18 protein-coding genes are annotated in these 18005 nt (G+C 69.8%); 8 read left to right on the top strand and 10 right to left on the bottom strand.

Translation table 11 applies throughout. The features are described 5' to 3' along the window. Window positions 1-6 precede the first annotated feature (6 nt). Window positions 7-1110: a TrmB family transcriptional regulator gene (locus tag AC4NMM_RS12260; protein WP_172863969.1), complete on the bottom strand. Its 1104-nt coding sequence runs from the start codon at window positions 1108-1110 to the stop codon at window positions 7-9. Window positions 1111-1267: 157 nt separating this feature from the next. Between AC4NMM_RS12260 and AC4NMM_RS12255 the strand changes: the two genes are divergently transcribed. The 3 genes from AC4NMM_RS12255 (at window position 1268) to AC4NMM_RS12245 (ending at window position 2979) form a co-directional block, all read left to right on the top strand. Then, entirely contained in the window at window positions 1268-2260 is a 993-nt protein-coding gene (locus AC4NMM_RS12255; RefSeq protein WP_491924378.1) for a hypothetical protein, read from the top strand. 114 nt (window positions 2261-2374) lie between these two features. Continuing rightward, window positions 2375-2674, top strand: a complete 300-nt coding sequence (locus AC4NMM_RS12250; protein ID WP_096395743.1) for a WNWW family protein — start codon at window positions 2375-2377, stop codon at window positions 2672-2674. Window positions 2675-2802: 128 nt separating this feature from the next. After that, on the top strand, window positions 2803-2979 hold the full coding sequence (locus tag AC4NMM_RS12245; RefSeq protein WP_172863970.1) for a hypothetical protein: 177 nt from the start codon (window positions 2803-2805) through the stop codon (window positions 2977-2979). A 70-nt stretch (window positions 2980-3049) separates the two neighbouring features. Here the strand turns inward: AC4NMM_RS12245 and AC4NMM_RS12240 are convergent, their stop codons facing one another. Further along, a complete protein-coding gene (locus AC4NMM_RS12240; RefSeq protein WP_491924377.1) occupies window positions 3050-4117 on the bottom strand; it encodes a type II glyceraldehyde-3-phosphate dehydrogenase in 1068 nt (355 codons plus the stop codon). 184 nt (window positions 4118-4301) lie between these two features. Here AC4NMM_RS12240 and AC4NMM_RS12235 point away from each other — a divergent pair, with 184 nt between their 5' ends. Next, window positions 4302-5252 carry an aminopeptidase gene (locus tag AC4NMM_RS12235; protein ID WP_491924376.1) on the top strand — a complete coding sequence of 317 codons (951 nt, stop codon included), beginning with the start codon at window positions 4302-4304 and terminating at the stop codon, window positions 5250-5252. Window positions 5253-5324: 72 nt separating this feature from the next. On the opposite strand, the gene AC4NMM_RS12230 is transcribed toward AC4NMM_RS12235, so the two are convergent. From AC4NMM_RS12230 to AC4NMM_RS12220, 3 genes are all read right to left on the bottom strand, one after another. Next, on the bottom strand, window positions 5325-7826 hold the full coding sequence (locus AC4NMM_RS12230) for a heavy metal translocating P-type ATPase (protein ID WP_491924375.1): 2502 nt from the start codon (window positions 7824-7826) through the stop codon (window positions 5325-5327). A gap of 210 nt (window positions 7827-8036) precedes the next feature. Next, on the bottom strand, window positions 8037-8708 hold the full coding sequence (locus tag AC4NMM_RS12225; protein WP_491924374.1) for an HU family DNA-binding protein: 672 nt from the start codon (window positions 8706-8708) through the stop codon (window positions 8037-8039). Window positions 8709-8872: 164 nt separating this feature from the next. Beyond that, window positions 8873-9772 carry an HVO_0234 family beta-propeller protein gene (locus AC4NMM_RS12220; protein WP_491924373.1) on the bottom strand — a complete coding sequence of 300 codons (900 nt, stop codon included), beginning with the start codon at window positions 9770-9772 and terminating at the stop codon, window positions 8873-8875. A gap of 171 nt (window positions 9773-9943) precedes the next feature. Between AC4NMM_RS12220 and AC4NMM_RS12215 the strand changes: the two genes are divergently transcribed. The 3 genes from AC4NMM_RS12215 (at window position 9944) to AC4NMM_RS12205 (ending at window position 12607) form a co-directional block, all read left to right on the top strand. Further along, window positions 9944-10927, top strand: a complete 984-nt coding sequence (locus AC4NMM_RS12215; protein WP_096395753.1) for a nucleoside recognition protein — start codon at window positions 9944-9946, stop codon at window positions 10925-10927. Window positions 10928-10981: 54 nt separating this feature from the next. Then, entirely contained in the window at window positions 10982-11146 is a 165-nt protein-coding gene (locus tag AC4NMM_RS12210; RefSeq protein ID WP_172863971.1) for a DUF7838 family putative zinc beta-ribbon protein, read from the top strand. A 111-nt stretch (window positions 11147-11257) separates the two neighbouring features. Beyond that, window positions 11258-12607 carry a CaiB/BaiF CoA transferase family protein gene (locus tag AC4NMM_RS12205; RefSeq protein WP_096395755.1) on the top strand — a complete coding sequence of 450 codons (1350 nt, stop codon included), beginning with the start codon at window positions 11258-11260 and terminating at the stop codon, window positions 12605-12607. Between the two features lie 64 nt (window positions 12608-12671). On the opposite strand, the gene AC4NMM_RS12200 is transcribed toward AC4NMM_RS12205, so the two are convergent. From AC4NMM_RS12200 to AC4NMM_RS12185, 4 genes are read right to left on the bottom strand one after another with little or no spacing between them, the layout of a single operon-like run. Next, complete coding sequence (locus AC4NMM_RS12200) at window positions 12672-13592, bottom strand: HpcH/HpaI aldolase/citrate lyase family protein (RefSeq protein WP_096395757.1); 921 nt, start codon at window positions 13590-13592, stop codon at window positions 12672-12674. Then, complete coding sequence (gene aceA, locus AC4NMM_RS12195; RefSeq protein WP_096395759.1) at window positions 13592-14635, bottom strand: isocitrate lyase; 1044 nt, start codon at window positions 14633-14635, stop codon at window positions 13592-13594. The genes AC4NMM_RS12200 and aceA overlap by 1 nt, the downstream gene beginning before the upstream one ends. Before the next feature lie 4 nt (window positions 14636-14639). Beyond that, the gene (locus AC4NMM_RS12190; protein WP_096395761.1) at window positions 14640-14867 is read right to left on the bottom strand and encodes a hypothetical protein; all 228 of its coding nucleotides are present in this window, start codon (window positions 14865-14867) and stop codon (window positions 14640-14642) included. Beyond that, the gene (locus AC4NMM_RS12185) at window positions 14864-15244 is read right to left on the bottom strand and encodes a hypothetical protein (protein WP_096395763.1); all 381 of its coding nucleotides are present in this window, start codon (window positions 15242-15244) and stop codon (window positions 14864-14866) included. The genes AC4NMM_RS12190 and AC4NMM_RS12185 overlap by 4 nt, the downstream gene beginning before the upstream one ends. 283 nt (window positions 15245-15527) lie before the next feature. Here AC4NMM_RS12185 and thiL point away from each other — a divergent pair, with 283 nt between their 5' ends. Further along, a complete protein-coding gene (gene thiL / locus AC4NMM_RS12180) occupies window positions 15528-16439 on the top strand; it encodes a thiamine-phosphate kinase (protein ID WP_096395765.1) in 912 nt (303 codons plus the stop codon). 399 nt (window positions 16440-16838) lie between these two features. Here thiL and AC4NMM_RS12175 read toward each other — a convergent pair whose 3' ends face one another. Next, on the bottom strand, window positions 16839-17981 hold the full coding sequence (locus tag AC4NMM_RS12175) for a thiolase family protein (RefSeq protein WP_491924372.1): 1143 nt from the start codon (window positions 17979-17981) through the stop codon (window positions 16839-16841). Between the last annotated feature and the right edge of the window lie 24 nt (window positions 17982-18005).

Below are 18005 nucleotides of genomic sequence, written 5' to 3'. Positions count from 1 at the left end.
CCGCGGTCACTTGGCCGGTTCCGTCCCCGCCCGCAGCGACGGGTACTCGTCGACGTCCGCGACGTCGGTGATGACGATCCGCGTCGCCTCGACGTCCTCGACCACGGCGTTCCAGCCGCCGACGCTGACCCGGTCGGTGCCGGTGTCGACGACCATCAGTACCTGTCCGGCGACCTGCGTGTCCGACTCCCTGTCGCCCACGTGCGACTGGACCTCTTCGACTGTCCCCGCGATCGTCCGCGGTTCGCCGGTGGAGACGTCGGTCCCCTCGACGCGGACGGTCACGGTCGCCTCCGACTCGAAGAGGGGCCGCGCTTCGCGCACCAACTGACGGATGTCGACGTACTCGATGGGGAGCGTTTCCTGCCCCTCCGAGTATATCGGCGTCCCGTGTTCCCAGAGACACGTCATGAAGAACCAGTGGAAGACGAAGGTGTACTCCTCGTCGTTGACGAGGACCCCGGTCTGGTTGACCGCGTCCGGATGGTGTGAGAAGCAGGCGCTCTGGCGGTCGACGGACGCGACGAACGGCGCCGGGAGGCCGCGGTATCGCGCCTCTCGACAGATCCCGGCTATCGAGTCGACCGTCGGCCGGTCTTGGGTCGAATCCGTGTTGACGAGAATGTACACGGCGACGCCGCGCTCGTGAGCCCGCTCGAGGGGGTCGCGAAGCTTCTCGAGTTGCTCGGCCGTCACGGAGACGTACACGCGGGTTTCCGCCTGTTCGATGAACAGCCGCGCGCGGTCGAGAACCGTCTGGAACTGCTTCACGATGCTGGCGGTGGACTTTTCGAGCGGCGGCTGTTCCCACCGATCCTCTATTTCGGCGGTCGCCGATTCCAACTGATCGATCCTGCTTTCGAGGTCCTCGAGTACCTTCGCGGGGCTGTGTGCCCGCACTTTGATCGTCCCCTGCTCGTATTTCTCGACGTATCCGCGCTCGGCCAAGGCGTCGATCACGTCGTACACGCGCGGCGTCGGGATGTCGCTCTCGTTGGCGATCTCGGTCGCCGTCGCGGTCCGTAGATCGAGGAGCGCGACGTACACTGCCGCTTGGTACGGTGACAGGCCGGCGTTTTCGAGCGTCTCCGTCAGGGAGTCCGCATCCATACCTCCCTCTACGCGGGTAGCCAATAAGTATCATCGTCCCCGAAGCGACCGGAAGGGTGGGTGGCGCGCACCGCGAGCGACCGTCGGGATCCGGGGCTCGTCATGCCGCACCGCGCTCGGCCGCACTCTTTTGCCATCCCGGAACGATTCGGCGCGTATGCCCTCCGAGAGTCGAGAGCCCCCCGCCGTCGACGACGTCGACGCCGCCGACGGCGTCTCGACGGTCGACGACGGCCGCGGCGCGGCCGAGGTGTCCGAACTCCCCCGCGACTCCGAGGCGCCCGCCGAACGCGACCCGATCGAGTGGGGGCCGGTCCGCCACGACCGCCTCCGTTCGCTCGCGGCCGGCGCGACGGCCGGGGTCGTCGGCGCGGTCCTCGTCTCGATCGGCGCCGTCGCGGTCGCCGCGCTCGCGGGCGCCGCCGCCGGCGAACTCGCGCTCCCGAGCGTCGGCCTCACCGAGGCCGCGGTCGGCGTCGGGTTCCTGTTCGCGCTCGCGGTCGCCACCCTCCCCTCGCTGTACGTCTGGTACCGCGAGACCTCGGTCGGCGAGCTGACCGGCTCTCGCCTGCGGGAGGCCGCGGACGCCCTCAGCCCGGGGTGGACGCTCGCCGGCCTCGGTGCCGTCGTCGCCGCGGCGCTGGCGCTGCCGTCCGACTTCCTCCCCGCCCTCTGGCCGCTGTTCTGGCTCGTCTGGTTCGTGCCGGCCGTCGTCCAGTCGTCGGGCGTGGTCGTTCGGCTCGACCCGGCCGAGTCGACGATCGAGCGGACGTACCCGAGCCACGACCGGACCCGGAGCGACGACCTCGGGGCCGCGGTCCGGACGCGGCGGATCGACCTCCGGTGGACGACGCTGTTCCTGCTCGCGTACCGCGGGAACGCGTGGTTCCGGTCGACGCCGTGGCTGTTCGTTCCGGTCGAGCGCGCCGACGAGGTCGAGTCGGCGCTCGACGCGGCGCTGGCGGAGAGCGACGGGCCGGACCGCGCGAGCGTCCCCGAGCGTCTCACCCTCGCGGCGCTGGGGTCGTTCTCGCTCGTCGTCGGCGTGCTGATGGCCGTCGCGGCCGGCGAGGGGGCCGGCGGACTGGCGCTGGCGCTGCTCACGGCGCCGTTCTCGCTGCTGTTCCTCGCGCTGGCGGCGCGACTGTGAGTCGGCTGCGCGCCCGCCGGCGGGCGGCGGAACGTCCGGTCGAACCCCATCGGCGCCACCGGACGTGCCACCCCCTACCACGCGACTGATATACTCGCGGCACGTAGCGTGAGCATGGACAGACAGCGTCTGGAACGCGCGCTCGAAGACGAGTTCGGCGGGACCGAGGCCGAGCGGCGCGCCGTCTCGCGGTCGGCCCGCGACCTCGTCGACTCCGGACGGCCCTCCGAGGACCGCGGCCACGGGCTGACCGTGACGGGGGTGATCGGACACTTGGAGGACGCGCCGGACGGCTCCTCGCTCGTCGAGCGGTGGAACTGGTGGATGGGCGCGCTCGACGCCGCCTACGGCGGTTACGACTACTTCACGGTGCGGTTCGTCGAGGACGACGAGGCGACGGGGCTCCGCCGGTAGGGCGAGGTCTGAACAAGGCCTCCGGCCGTCCGCGTTCGGATCGCCCGCCAGCGATTCGAAGGCGTCCACTTTCACTTTCACTCCGCGGATGGCTCGCTTATAGGGGCGTTGCGGTCCGACGGTGAGGTATGAGCGCAGTCACCGCCGACCGACCCCGGTACGCGACGCCGACGCGCGTGGACGTCACCGACTGTCGAACCGATCGGCTCCCGGACCGGATCCGTGCGAACCGCGTCGACGGCAGCGAGGTTCACCTCGAACGCCGGGGCGGGCGGACGTTCCTCGTCACGCGACCGAACGAGTGACCGTCGCCTCGGGGCGGTAGCGAGGCGCGGAGGAAAGGAGAGGAGGCGAACGGAGGAGCGGCCGCGCCCGTCAGTCGTCGGCCGGCAGCTCCGCGCGGGCCAGTTCGCCGTCCCCGAGCCGGCTGTCGAGGCCGACGCCGAGCGTCTCGTTCGTGCGCGCGACCGACTCGGCCGCGTCGACGTCGCTCGCCATCGCGCGGATCGCGTCCACGTTCTCGGGGACCACGTCGGCCTCCTGGTGGACGTTCTGGAAGAGGTACAGGTCCCGGCCGGTCACGCTTATCGACTCCTCCCAGACGCAGTTCTCCCAGAGGTCGCCGCGCGGGCGCCCCGCGTCGGCGGCGTACTCCTTCAGCGCGCCGGCCCCGTCGATGCCGGCGCCCTCGGGGACGAGGAAGATCCGGCTCTCGTCGGCGAGCAGGTCGCGGACGGCCGCCGGGTCGGGGTCGGTCGCCAAGGTGACGTTGACGCTGTGGGTGTGCATCCCGGTTACCGGCGCCTTCAGCGCCGCGGTGTCGACGGTCACGTCGGGGAGGATCTCGTTCACGTCCGGGCCGTGGTGGGAGGGGACCGTCGCCGGGTCCGGGACGACGTCGTTTATCGGGCCCCGGTCGGTCTCGTTCGGATCGCCGCCGCGGCGCACGAGCGTGACGCGCGCCTTCTCGACGCCGTAGGTCTCGTCGAGCGGCGCGAGCAGCCGCGAGAGAGCGGTCGTGTTGCAGGAGACCACGCGGGCGGTATCGGCACCGCGGGCGCTCTCGAACCGGCCGCGGGCGTTGAACGAGGCCTCGGCGACCGCTGCGTCCTCGCCGCCCTGGAAGATCGCCTTCGTGTCGTGCGCCTCGTAGACGGGCGCGTTGCGCTCGCCGATCCCTGAGGGCGCGCAGTCGACGACGACGTCGACGGCGTCGAGCAGGTCGCCGAGGGTCCCGGCGAGGTTGACGCCGGCGGCCGCGAACTCGTCGGCGCGGTCCTCGACGGCCGCGTACAGGTCGTAGCCGCGGCGGGCCGCCGCCTCGACGCCGTAGTCCGGCGAGGCCTTGGTCACGCCGACGAGCTCCATGTCGGACTGGGCCGCGACGGCGTCCGCGACCCGCTTCCCGATCGTGCCGTACCCGTTGACGCCCACGCGTATCATGTGCGCCCGTCGCTCGGGCACCGACATAATCTTTTCGAGAACAGCAAATTGAAATTAACTACCCCACGAGTAATCGATCGGTTAATTCGACGCCGATCGCCACCGGACGTAAATAATTCAATTACGGAACAGAGTAAAATCGTCGATGGCAAGGCCTAACGCCCGGCCGAACGGAGACGCGGGCATGGCAGCCGACCTCTCCGACGCCGCGGCGACCGCGGTCGAACAGTGTCTGAACGTCGCCCCCGACGAGTCGGTCGTCGTGGTCACCGACGACGAGCGCGAGTCGATCGGCGAGGCGCTCTACGCGGCCGCGAGCGCCGTCACCGACGACGCGACGGTCCTACGGTACCCGCCGGCCGAACAGCACGGGACGGAGCCGCCGGCGCCGGTCGCGGCCGCGATGCGGGAGGCGGACGTCTTCCTCGCGCCGACGACGAAGAGCCTGAGTCACACCCGCGCACGCGGCGCGGCCTGCGAGGCCGGCGCGCGCGGCGCGACGCTTCCGGGGATCACGGAGGACGTGTTCACGACCGGGCTCGACGCAGACTACGCCGCCATCGACGCCGCCTGCGACGGCGTGCTCGCGCAGGTCGACAGCGCCGACGAGGTCCGGGTCACCGCCTCCGCCGGCACCGACATCGCCTTCGGGATCGGCGACCGCGAGTGGCTCGCCGACACCGGGATGGTCCGCGAGCCGGGCGACTTCTCGAACCTGCCCGCGGGCGAGGTGTTCGTCGCCCCCGAGACCGCGACCGGGACCTTCGTCGTCGACGGGACGATGATGCCTCACGGCCTGCTCGACGAGGGGCAGACCCTCTCGTTCGAGGTCGAGGACGGGGTCGTGACCGAGATCGGCGACGACGAGATCCGGGCCGACGTGGAGGCGGCCGCCGAGGAGGTCGGCGACGCCGCCTACAACCTCGCGGAGCTCGGCATCGGGACCAACGGCGGCGTCGAGGAACTGGTCGGCTCGGTCCTCTTAGACGAGAAGGCGGGCGGGACCGTTCACATCGCGATCGGCGATAACGCCGGGATCGGCGGCGAGACCGACGCCCCGCTCCATCTCGACGGCATCATCCGGAACCCGACCGTCCACGCGGACGGCGAACCGGTCGACCTCCCGAGCGCGTAGGGCGCTCGGACCAACGGGGACCGCGGATTCCGTCGATATCGACGGCCGGTGGTGGACTCGTGGCGTGACCCGTTACCCGAGCAACGCCCGTCGAGCGTTCGCGGCGACCAGCCCGCCGCCGGCAATAACCGCCACCGCCGCCGAAAGCGGGGTGAAGAACCCGGCGGCTAACGCCGCGAGAGCGATTCCGTTGTAAGCGAACGCAAGGAGATTGTTCTGTTTCACGCGCCGGCGAGCCGCACCCGCGAGGTCGAAAGCGGTTTCGACGGAGCGGATGTCGTCGTCGACGATCGCGACGTCGGCCGCGTCGGCGGCTAATGCCGTCCCGCCGCCCAGCGAGATACCCAGGTCGGCGGCCGCGAGGGCCGGGGCGTCGTTGGTTCCGTCCCCGACCATCGCGACCTGCCCGTCCGATTTGAGCCGCCGGATCGTCGCCGTCTTTCCCTCTGGCGGAACCGAGGCGAAAACGTGGGTCACGTCCTCGTGTTGCTTAAAGAGGTCCGTCGCTTCCTCGTCGTCTCCGGTTAGGACGACGACGTCCATGTCTCGCGCACCGAGGCGAGAGACCGTGTCGTCCCAGCCGTTCCGCGACTCGTCTCCCACGACGATCAGCCCCTCTGCCGCCCCGTCGCGGCCGACGATCACCGGGAGTTGACCGAAGCACCGAGCCTCGGTGACCTGTGACCTGATGTCGTCGTTCACGGTCCAACCCCGTTCCGTGAAGAGGTCGTGATTTCCGACGAGATACCGACTCCCGTCGATCGTTCCCTCGATACCGGACCGATGGTTCGTGAACTCGCGTACCCGACCGGTACCGTTCGCCTCGTCGTCGTCTCCGGCTGCGTTCGATCGGTCGTCGACGCCTCCATCGGTCATGCTCTCGTCTGCGAACGCCGCCGTGATCGCGTTCGCGGCCGGGTGTGACGCTCGCTGCTCAAGCGCCGCGACGGCGTCGAGGAGTTCCGCGGGAGCATCGGCTTCGATCACTTCCATCTCCCCCGTCGTGAGGGTCCCCGTCTTGTCGAAGACGACTGTGTCGACGTCTCGGAGCCGTTCGAACACCGTCTCGTCGAAGATGATGATCCCCCGGTCGAGCGCGCTGGACAGGCTCTTCGCGACCGAGAGCGGCGTCGCGAGCCCGAGACCCCACGGCGAACCGGCGAGAAGGATCAACAGTGCGAGGAGGGCCCCGTTCGAGACGGCCATGCCGAACGCGACGACACCGGTACCGCCGACCGCGATGGCGACCCCGACGACGAGAAGAACAGCGTACGTCGCGAGTCGGTCGGCGTGACGCTGGACGCCGTGCGTCGCGCTCTGGAGGTCCCAGACGGCGGTCGTTATCCGATCGATGCTGCTCGTCACGTCGGGACCGACGCGGACGAGGGCGGCGCCGTCCGTGACGATCGACCCCCCGATAACCTCGTCGCCGGCGCGTTTCGGCACCGGAAGCGACTCGCCGGTCACGATCGCTTCGTCGATCGTACAGCCGTCTTCGACCAGTTCGCCGTCGACGGGGACCCGTTCGCCCCGTCGAACGAGCACCACGTCTCCCGGGTTGAGGTCCTCCACGCGAACCTCCGCAGTCTCACCGGCACTGTACGTTCGCGCGCGCTCGACCTGCGATATCGTGAGTTCGGTGAGTCGATCGAGCGCGCGCTGCTTGATCGTCGACTCGTAGAACGCCACCGCCGTGACCGCGGCCGTGACGACGATCGCGAGGTCGTAGAAAATGTCGTTTCGTCCGAGGACGACGGCGGCCGTGCTGTAAGCGTACGCGCTGACCGCGGTGATCGCGACCAGCAGGTCGGTGTTCGGGCGCCACATCTTGAGACTGATATACGCGCCGCGCAACACCGGGAGGCCGGTGAAGACGAGGATGATCCCGGTCATCACGAAATACAGACGGAGGAACACGAACGCCCCCTGGCTGGTCAACTGAAACGCGCCCTCGAATATCGCGAGCGCTTGTAAGTCGAAAATCGACGCGAGGTGCGCCGGATAGAGGATCGCAACGTACGGGACCAGCAGGAACGCGCCGAAGAGGAACCCGACCGAGTATCGCATACCCAGGAGCTGGTCGTCTCGACGCTTTCGAATCCCGCCCATCTCCCGTGCCCGACGCGTCGCGCCGCCGGCCTCGCTCGCGTCTGAGGAGGCGTCTTCACGGAGGTACGCCGTGTACCCCAACGTGCTCAACGCGTCACGCAACGACTCCTTCGAAGCGGTGTCCGGGTCGTGCACGACTCGGATCGTCTCCGTGACGTAACTCGCCTCGGCACCGGTCACTCCCGCCTGCTCCTCGGCGACCGATTCGAGATACGCCTCGCACGTCGCAGAGTACATCCCGTCGATCCGAAGGAACGTCCGGGAACGGTCCCCGTCAGAAGAGGCGGGGTCGTCTCCCGGGTCGACTTCGCTTGCGGTTGCGGTCCGGGCGCCGTCGGAGGAGTCGGCGGCTCCGAGCGTCGCGTACACGTCGTGACAGCCGCTCGAACAGAACGACCGCTCGCCGGCGGCCTCGAACGTGGCGGACTGGATCTCTCGACCGCAGAGGTCACAGTTATCGGACATAGTTCGACAGCGGTGCGTCGGTTGTCAGTCAGTTGCCGGTTCGGCCGAGTAGAGGCGGTGTCACGTTCTCCGTTCGGTTCCGAAATCGATCAGGCGGTCGCACGGGAATACCTCGTACAGCCCAGTTCGCGGGTCGCGGTTATGTCGCTGTCGCTCTCTCGTACCGGGTCACTCTCCGGTCGTCTCGAACGCGCGCCGACCGGGGCTCCGCTAGTTGACTGCCTTGGAGAGCTCGGCGCCAGCCTTGAACTTCACGACGTTTTTGGCGGCGATCTGTATCTCCTTGCCGGTCTGAGGGTTGCGGCCCGTGCGCGCGGAGCGCTTCGAGATACTGAACGAGCCGAAGCCGACGAGCGACAGCCTGTCGCCCCTCTTCAGCGCCTTCATCGCCGCGACGGTGAAACCCTCTATCGCCCGTTCCGCGTCGGCCGTAGACAGTCCGCGCTCCCGCCCGTCTCGCGTCTCGCCGGCGAGGCGCTCGGCGTCGATCAAGACGTCCGCGTTGCGACACCGGGACCCGGCGCGGGCGCCCCGCTCGTCACCCTCGCCGGGGATCAGGTCGAGTCCCGCGGCGAACTCCGGACACGCGTCGAAGCCGACGGATGAGCTGTCCGCCGACCCGTTGTCGCGCCCCCGCTTCGAACGGTTCAGAGGGCGGAACGCCCCGAACCCGCTCAGCGCGACGCTGTCGCCGTTCTCCAGCCCCTTCGTCGTCGCGTGGATGAACCCGTTGACCGCCGCCGTCGCCTCGTCCTTCGACAGACCGGCTTCGCTCGCCATCTGCTCGATCAGCTCCGCCTTGTTCATCGCCGCTACCTGCCCTGGGGTCACCGCCAGGGCCAATCCGAACGTCGTCGAGAGGACGGCGCCGTTCCGGAGCACGGTTCGTCGCGAGAGCTGGTTTTTGATCATCTGTTCACACTCACAGTACCGTATCGCTCCGTACTAGTATAAGCATATTGTAAATACCACTTATAACATATTTTCTCCCTGCGTGTCCCGAGGGCTGCCGGCATCGGATGCGTTCGTCGCCGGTTCGTCAGTACCTACTCGACGACCGCAAGCGCGACCCCTTCCACGTCTCGGACGCCGACCACCTGGTGTCGCCAGCCGTCGCCGGCGTCGACGCAGAGCGTACCGGCGTCCGTGACTGCGACCGACACGCCGGGGCCGTAGCCGAGTGCCACGACCGTTTCGTCCACCGGCAAGTCAGCAACCCACCACGTCTCGTCGTCCCACTCGCTCGCACCCGAGTGAACCAACAGCTCGCCGTCGACGACCGCCATCGCGTGGCCGTCGCCGTCGGCCGCGACCGCGTCCGCGGCGCCCTCCCGCGCCGTCATCCAGCCGTTGCCGAGCCAGTAGAGTCCGCTCCCCGTGGCCGCGAGCGGCATCCCGTTCCCGGCCACGTCGCGGGCGTCGTCCAGCCCGACGTCCGTGAGTCCGCTCTCGCCGACCCGGAACATCCCGTCCGCGGCCGCGACGAGCGCGCCGTCGACCGCGCGCGGGTCCGCGACGGATCCGAGCCGCGTCGTCGAGGCCGCCTCCGACGGGCCGCCCCCCTCGCCCTCCTCGAACGCGACGCGCTCGACCGCGCCGTCCTCGCGCGCGACCAGAAGCCCGCCGTCACGTCCCCCTTCCGCCCCGACCGCGACCGCCGGCTCGTCGTCGACGAGCGCGAACTCCGGGTCGTCGCCGACCGCGGCGACCGCGAGGCCCTCGGGCGTGGCCGCGGCAACGAGGTCGGCCGTTCCCTCGTCGCGCGCGAGGACGGCGACGTCGTGGATGGGGCCGCGGGCGACCATGTCGAACGCGCCGATCTTGTCGGCCGACAGCGAGACGCGGACCACTCCGGTCCCCGTCGCGACGTAGGCGTCGGTGCGGCCGGCGCTGCCCGCGTACACGCGCTTTTCGTCGATCGAGATGTCGTCCTCGGCGGGAGCCATCGGGAGGCCGTTCTCCACGGCGGGACATAAGCCCCGCGCGCTGGCGCTCCTGTCCCGGGCACGGGCACCGTCGCGCGTTCGGACGCGGCGGGCACCGTCGCGCGTTCCGACGCCCCGGGAACGCCCGCGCGTTCCGACGGCCATTTGACCGCGCCTCGCCTACATCGATCCGTGCAATCGGTCGCCGCCGACCTCGCGACGCTGCTCGCGGACGTGGTCCCCCGACTCGCCCGGATCACGGCGTTCATCGCGGGCGGGGTCTTCGCCGCCAACGTCGCCGTCGCGTTCGGGTTAGTCCGGTACGTCGCGGGGATCGCGGGGTGGCTCACGCGCCCGGCGAACCTCCCGGACGAGGTCGGCACGGCGATCCTCACGACCGCGGCGTCGACGACCGCGGGCTACGCCACCTTGGCGGAGTACCGCGAGGCGGGCCTGCTCGACGACCGGGCGACGCTCGTCGCCGTGGTGATGAACACGTTCTTCGGCTTCGTCCAGCACGTGTTCACCTACTACGTCCCGGTGTTGATCCCGATCCTCGGGGTCACGACGGGCGCCGTCTACGTCGGCGCGCGCGCCGGTATCGCCCTTCTCATCACCGTCACCGGCGTGATCGCGGGCGGACTCCTCCTCTCCGAGTCGAACGTCGACCGCTCCGCGCTCGCCGACGTCGACGCGACCGGACCCGAGGCCGACGACCGCACCGACCGCGAGCGCGTCCGCGACGCCGCCGAGAAGTCGTGGGGTACCCTCCGACGGATCGTTCCGCGGCTCGCGGTCGTGTACACGCTCGTCATCTGGCTCGTCACGACGTACGACGTGGCCGCGCTGACGAGCGTCGCCGAACCGATCACGGGCGTGCTCGGGCTGCCGGGCGAGGCGGTGCCAGTCATCGCGGTGTTCACGCTCGATACGACCGCGGGCGCGGCGACGCTGGCCGGGACCGAGGTCGGGACCTTCACCACCCGCACCGCGGTCGCGTCGCTGCTCATCGGGAGCATCCTCTCGTTCGCCGTCTCGACGTTCCGGCGCTCGATCCCCTTCCAGTACGGGATCTGGGGCGCGTCGTTCGGCACGAAGGTGATCGCCGTCAACACCGGCCTGAAGCTGGTCTTCATCTCTGCGACGGTCGCGGTGCTGCTCGCGCCGGTATGGTGAGTTCCCGACGCCCGGATCAGTAGGTTCAACACCGCCCCGGACCGATCGGCGCGCATGGCGCTCGAAAAGGACGTGGACTGCCCCGCCTGCGACGAGACCCGTTCGTTCTACCGGACCGCGGCGATGACGCTCCACCTCGGCGAGAAGACGAAGTGGCGGTGCCCCGACTGCGGCTACGGCTACGTCGAAATCAACGGTATCGACACCCTCTCGGCCTGAGCCGACGCTCCTTCTCTCTCGGCGGCCACGGCGCCGCAACACTCACTACCCCGGCGGCTGTGCCGGATCGCATGAACCGGATACGGCGACGGTCCGCGGAGGCGAGACCGCGTGGTCGGTGAGGCGCGAGACCCCGAGGGCGACGCGGGCCCGCTCGACGGACTCACCGTGTTGGACCTCTCACGCGTCCTCGTCGGCCCGTTCTGCACGATGCAGCTCGGCGACCTCGGCGCGGAGGTGATCAAGGTCGAACGGCCCGGCCCGGGCGACCAGACGCGGACGTGGGTCCCGCCGGCGTTCAGCAGGGGCGACGACGGCGAGAGTAGTGAGAGCGACGACGAGGGTGGTGAGAGCGACGGCGAGGGTGGTGAGAGCGACGGCGAGGGTGGTGAGAGCGACGGCGAGGGTGGTGAGAGCGACGACGGCGCGGAGAGCGCCTACTACGTGAGCGTCAACCGCAACAAGCGCTCGATCCAGCTGGACCTGACGACCGAGGCGGGCCGCGCGGTCGTCCGCGACCTCGCCCGCGAGGCCGACGTGCTCGTCGAGAACTTCCGGGTCGGCAAGACGGAGGAGTGGGGGCTCGGCTACGGCGACCTCGTCGAGGAGAACCCGGAGCTCGTCTACTGCGCCATCTCCGGCTACGGCGAGTGGGGCCCGGACCGCGACAAGCCCGCGTACGACATCATGATGCAGGCTAGGGGCGGGTTCATGTCGTTCACCGGCGTCGAGGGCGGCCCGCCGGTCCGGATCGGGGTCGCGCTCGCCGACGTCGGCGCCGGCATGTACGCGACGCAGGCGATCCTCGCGGCGCTCTTGGAGCGCGAACTCGGCGACGGACGCGGCCAGAAGATCGACGTGAGCCTGCTCGACGGCCAGGCGGCCTGGACCAGCTACATGGCGACGAACTACTTCGCCAGCGGCGAGCCGCCGGGCCGGATGGGGAGCAAACACCCGAACATCGTCCCCTATCGGGCGTACGAGACGGCGGACGATTACATCGTCGTCGCCTGCTCGTCCGACCGGTTCTGGCCGCCGCTGTGCGAGGCGATCGACCGCCCCGACCTGCTCGCCGACGAGCGGTTCGAGGAGAACGAGGGACGCGTCCGGAACCGCGAGGAGCTCGACCGCGAGCTGGAGGAGACGTTCGCGGCGATGACGACCGACGAGGCGGTCGAGCGGCTGGACGACCACGACGTGCCCGCGAGCCGCGTCCGCGACGTGAGCGAGGTGTTCGCCGACCCCCAGATCGAGGCGCGCGGGATGCTCGAAGCGGCCGAGCACCCGACCGCGGGCACGGTACGGTTCCCCGGCTCGCCGATGCACTTCTCGCGGACGCCGACGACGGTCCGCCGTCACCCGCCCGCGCTCGGCGAACACACGGAGTCGGTCCTCCGCGAGTACGGCTACGGCGACGGCGACATCGACGAACTCCGTGAACGCGGCGCGATCTCGGAGTAGAACCGGGCACGAAATAAAAGGAGATACCCACAGGGAATCGAGCGCGCGGCGGCGCGAGGCGGCCTTACAGGATCCCGGCCTGCTCGGCGCGCGCGACGATGCCGCGGGCCATCTTGTCGGTCGCCTCGTCGACCATCTCGCCGTCGACCGAGACGGCACCCTTGCCCTGCTCTTTCGCCTCCGCGTAGGCGTCGACGATCCGGCGGGCCTTCTCGGCCTCCTCGGGCGAGGGCGCGAACGTCTCGTTGGCGGGCTCGATCTGGCTCGGGTGGATCGCCCACTTGCCGTCACAACCCAGCTGGCTCGCCCACCGACAGGAGTCGCGGAACCCCTCCGCGTCCTCGATCTCGGCGTAGGGGCCGTCGATCACCTGGAGGCCCTGCGCCTTCGCCGCGTGGGCGATGCGCGCGAGCTGGTAGTGCCAGTAGTGGCCGGGGTAGCCGCCGCCGGAGCCGATGGTGAGGCCGGCGGCGCCGACGTTGGCGGTGTAGTCGCCGGGACCGAACACGAGCGACTCCAGGCGGTCGCTGGCGCGGGCGATGTCGGCGACCTTCGTCATCGCCTCCGGCGACTCGATCTGCGCCTGGAGGCCGATCTCGCCGACCGGCAGGTCGTTGTTCTCCTCGACCTGCGTCAGGAGGTTGTCGACGGTCGCGACCGTCTCCGGATTGTTCGCCATCGGCACCATGATCGTGTCGAGGTACTCGCCGGCGCGCCCGACGACCTCGATCACGTCGTCGTAGAACCACCTGGTGTCGACGCCGTTCATCCGGTAGCAGGGCCGGGTGTCGGACCAGTCGTACTCGATCAACCCCTCGATGACGTTTTCGCGGGCGTCGACCTTCGCCGAGGGCGCGACGGAGTCCTCCAGGTCGAGGAACGCCTCGTCGGCACCGGAGTCGGGCGCCCGCTCGATCATCTCCGGGTCGGAGCCCGGCGTCGCCAGCTGGCTCCGGCGGAGGGTGACGTCCTCCGGCCCGCCCATCAGTCGTCACCTCCCTCGGAGGCCGTGATCGGGTCGTTCTCGTCTTCGGTGAAGCCGGCCGACTCCTCCTGCCGCTTGCGCGCCTCGGGGTCGAACTCGGCCTCGACCTCCTGGTACCGCGGGACGAAGGAGAGCTCGTGGTGGCTCTCGGTCTCGTGGCCGATGTACCGCTCTTCGAGGTCGAACTGCGCCTCCTCGTCGTTCTCGGCGATGTTCTCGAAGTCCTCGTAGGCGGCGTGGGCGCCCGAGTGGAGCCCGTACAGCGTGATGAAGATGTACTGGTAGCCCAGATCGCCCAGCTCCTCGAAGGTGAGCGGGTCCTCCTCGGCCCCCCACTCGAACGAGGAGGAGTAGTTGAAGGCTAAGTCGAGGTCGGGGTGCGTCTCGTGGATCGTCTCGGCGTACTCGACCGCGTCCTCGCGCGAGGGGTCGGGCATCTCCGGCCAGACGAGGTCGACGCCGGCGTCGGCGTAGATCCGGCCGCGTTCGAGGTGCTCCTCCCAGTCGCCGTTCGCGGAGCCGTACGCGTCGGTGCGGGCGATGATGACGGTGTCCTCGCTCTGCTTGGCGTCGACGGCGGCCTCGAAGCGCGAGCGGGCCTGCTCCCGGGAGACGATCTGCTTGCCGGCGATGTGGCCGCAGCGCTTCGGCGAGGTCTGGTCCTCGATGTGGATCGCGGCGACGCCGGCCTTCTCGTACTCGCGGACCGCGCGCCGGACGTTGTGGACCCCGCCGTATCCGGTGTCGCAGTCGGCGATGACCGGGAGGTTCGTCGCCTCGACCATGCGCTTGGCGTTCTCGACCATCTCCGACATCGTGACCATCTCTAAGTCGGGGAAGCCGAACTGGCCGAGGACGGTCGAGTAGCCGCTCATGTAGGCCGCGTCGAGCCCGGCCATCTCCGCGAGGCGGGCGTCGAGCGCGTGGTAGATCCCGGGCGCGAACGTGTACTCCTGCTCCTCGAACAGCTCGCGGAGCTTCCGGCCGGCCGGGTTGTCGATATCTCTGTCGAAGACGTCGTCGTCGAGTTCGTTGGGATTCATCGGATTACTGCGTGGAGTCGTCGGCTGCGGTGCGGTTCGACGCGGCGCGGCGGCCGTCGGCGCGGCGCTCGTCGGTGGAGCGTCGGTCGGCGCGGCGCTCGTCGGCGGGACGGCTGTCGGCGCGGCGTCCGCCGTCCGTGCGCGCGGCGGACGCGAACGTCGTGGAATCCGGTCGCGGGCCGTCGCCAGTCCCCGCCATGGGGACGGGGCGGCGCGTCGCGTTCGCCGTCATCGCGATCCCCCGTCCGTCCGCGTCCGCGAGGCGGGACGCAGGTCGGGGACGAGCGGCGCGTCGCGCTCGCCGTCCGTCGGCGGGCGGGTCGGCCGGCGGGTGTCGGTCGCCGTCGGCTGCGGGGTGTCGGTCGGCTGCCGGGTGTCGGTCGGCGGCGAGCCGGCCGTTCGCGTCCCCGTCGCTCGCCGGGTCGTGATCGTCGGGACCAGCGGTGCGCCCGCCTCCTCGGTGAGGGGGGTACGGCCGGGGATCGGCCGCGGAGAAGTAGTCGTCGAGCTCGAACCGGTCGGTCGGTCGGAGCGGGTCGTCGAGTCCGTGTCGGTCGTGCTGTCGGTGCGTCGGGTCGTGTCGTCGGGCGTGTCGTTAGGTGTCGTCATCGGGTCGTGTGGGCGGTTGCGGCGGTCGTCTGGTGATCGAGTCCGTGCGTCGGGTCGCTGCGTGTCCGTGTACGGGTACTGCCATTGCGAACGGAGAAAATCGGAGGAGGATAATAAATATAATGATTGATAATGATAATATTCGTTAATGTATTTTACCCGTTTAAATGTTCCATGCCAACACGGGACATGACACGGTCGAGCGCGGTGAAGACGAGATCGTCGACGGCGCCCGCTACCCGGACCGATCGCTTATTGGCCTCGCCGCGCGGAGCGTGAGGTAGTGAACGAGCGCGACGCCCTCCGGGCCCTCGCGGCCGACCTCCCGCACGCGGGCGACGACGCCGCCGTCGTCGACGGGACGGTCATCACGACGGACATGCTCCATGAACGGACCGACTTCCCGACCGGGACGACGCGGTACACCGCCGGCTGGCGCGCGGTGGGCGCGTCGCTCTCGGACGTGGCCGCGATGGGTGCCGCGGCGAGCGCCGCGGTCGCCGTCTACGCCGACGAGGCGTTCGACCGCGAGGCGCTGAATCGGTTCGTCGCGGGCGCGGTCGACGTCTCCGAGGCGGTCGACGCGGAGTACGTCGGCGGCGACCTCGACGAGCACGTCGAGTTCACGACGGCGACCACCGCGATCGGAGACGTGACCGAGTCCGGCCCCGTCACCCGCGACGGGGCGCGCCCCGGCGACGCGCTCTGCGTCACCGGCGAGTGGGGGCGGTCCGCTGCGGCGCTGCGGCTATTTAAAAGGGAGACAGGCGAGGCGGTCGAGCGCGCCAACGAGCTGTTCCGGTTCACGCCGCGGGTGGCGGAGGGGCTGGCGCTGGCCCCCAGCGCGACCGCGATGATGGACTCCTCGGACGGGCTGGCGCGGTCGTGCCACCAGCTCGCGGAGGCGAGCGAGGTCGGGATCGAGGTGGAGCGCGACGCGGTCCCGGTTCACCCCGCGGTCGAGGAGGTCGCGGAGGGGTCGGCGGAGCGGTTCGAGCTCGCGGCGCACTTCGGGGAGGACTTCGAGTTGGTCTGTGCGGTGCCGGAAGACGAGGTTGATGAGGTCGAAGAGGCGTGTCCGGCCGGGCTCACGCGGATCGGGCGGGTGGTCGAGGAGTCGGATGTGGGGGGCCCGCGCGTCCTCGCCGACGGCGACCCCCTGCCCGACCGCGGGTTCACGCACGGGGACGGATAGGTCACCGAGGTCTCAGTGGTTCGCTTATAAATGATCAACTACAGTTTGACGACGACCACCCCCGAAGCCCCGGTCGCTCGGCCGTACGAGAGTCGAATTTATAAATAACTGATCCACACGACCACCGCCGAAGCCCCGGTCGCGAACCCGGCGCACGCTCGCTGCGCTCCTCACTCGGTCGCTATCGCTCCCTCGTTGCGGTGCTTGCGTCGCCTGCGCCGGGTTCGCGACCGCCCCTTCGAGTCCCACCCCGTACAGCACCGCAACCGCGCCTCACACCTCCCCAGCCTCGTCGCTCGCGCTTAAAAGCGCTCGCGACTCCCTCGCGCGTGCGACTCGCGCCCTTCGGGCGCTCGCCGGCACGCGCCACCGCAGAAATCAACTGTTTCTCGCGGCTCTCTACCGCAGGAACTCGATCGCGGCGCCCTGCCCGAAGCCGACGCAGAGCGTCGCGAGGCCGCGCTCGGCGTCCCGTTTTTGCATCTCGTGGAGCAGCGTGACGGGGAGCCGGGCCCCGGAGGCGCCGAGCGGGTGGCCGAGCGCGATGGCGCCGCCGTTGACGTTGTAGATCTCCTCGTCGACGCCGAGCTCGCGCCGCGAGTACTCGCACTGGGAGGCGAACGCCTCGTTCAGCTCGACCAGGTCGTAGTCGTCGATCTCCGTGCCGGCGCGTTCGAGGAGCCCGCGGGTGGCGGGCACCGGGCCGATCCCCATGACCGTGGGGTCGACGCCGGCGACGTTGTTCGTGCCGACCTCGGCGAGCACGTCGAGGCCGTGCTCCTCGGCGAACGCCTTACTGGTGACGACCGTCAGCGACGCGCCGTCGGAGATCTGCGAGGAGTTCCCCGCGGTGACGCTGCCGTCGCCGGTGAACGCGGGCGGGAGGTCGGCGAGCTTCTCGGCGGTCGTGTTCGGGCGGATCCCCTCGTCCTCCTCGACGAGGCCGTCGTCGGTCTCGACGGGGACGATCTCGTCGTCGAAGCGGCCGGACTCGGTCGCTTCCGCGGCGCGCTGGTGGCTGCGGGCCGCGTACTCGTCTTGCGCCTCGCGGCTCACGTCGTACTCCTCGGCGACCTTCTCGGCGGTCATTCCCATCTGCAGCTGGAAGATGTTGTACTCCTCCGAGAGCTCGGGGTGGAGGTGCTCGTAGGAGTCGCCGTCCATCGGGACGCGGCTCATGTTCTCGACGCCGCCCGCGATGATGCACTCGCGGTTCCCCGCGGCGATCGCGTCCGACGCCGAGATGACCGCCTGCATCGAGGAGGCGCACCACCGGTTGATCGAGGTGGCGGGCACCGACTCGCCCAAGTCGGAGAGGAGCGCGATGACCCGCGCGACGTTGTTGTCCTGCTCGGTGCGCTGCTGCGCGACGCCCCACATCAGGTCGTCGACGTGGTCGCTGGTCAGTCCCGTCTCGTCGAGCGCGTGGTCGATGAGCGTCGTCGAGAGGTCCTCGCTGCGGACGTCGGCGTAGACGCCGCCCTCTTTCCCCTGCGGCGTTCGGTAAGCGGCCGCGATCACCGGCGTGGTCTCGTCTGTCATGAACAATTACACGACAGTCGGCGT

The organism is Halorubrum sp. SD41 (assembly GCF_058630335.1).
This window is presented reverse-complemented; position numbering and strand designations above follow the sequence as displayed.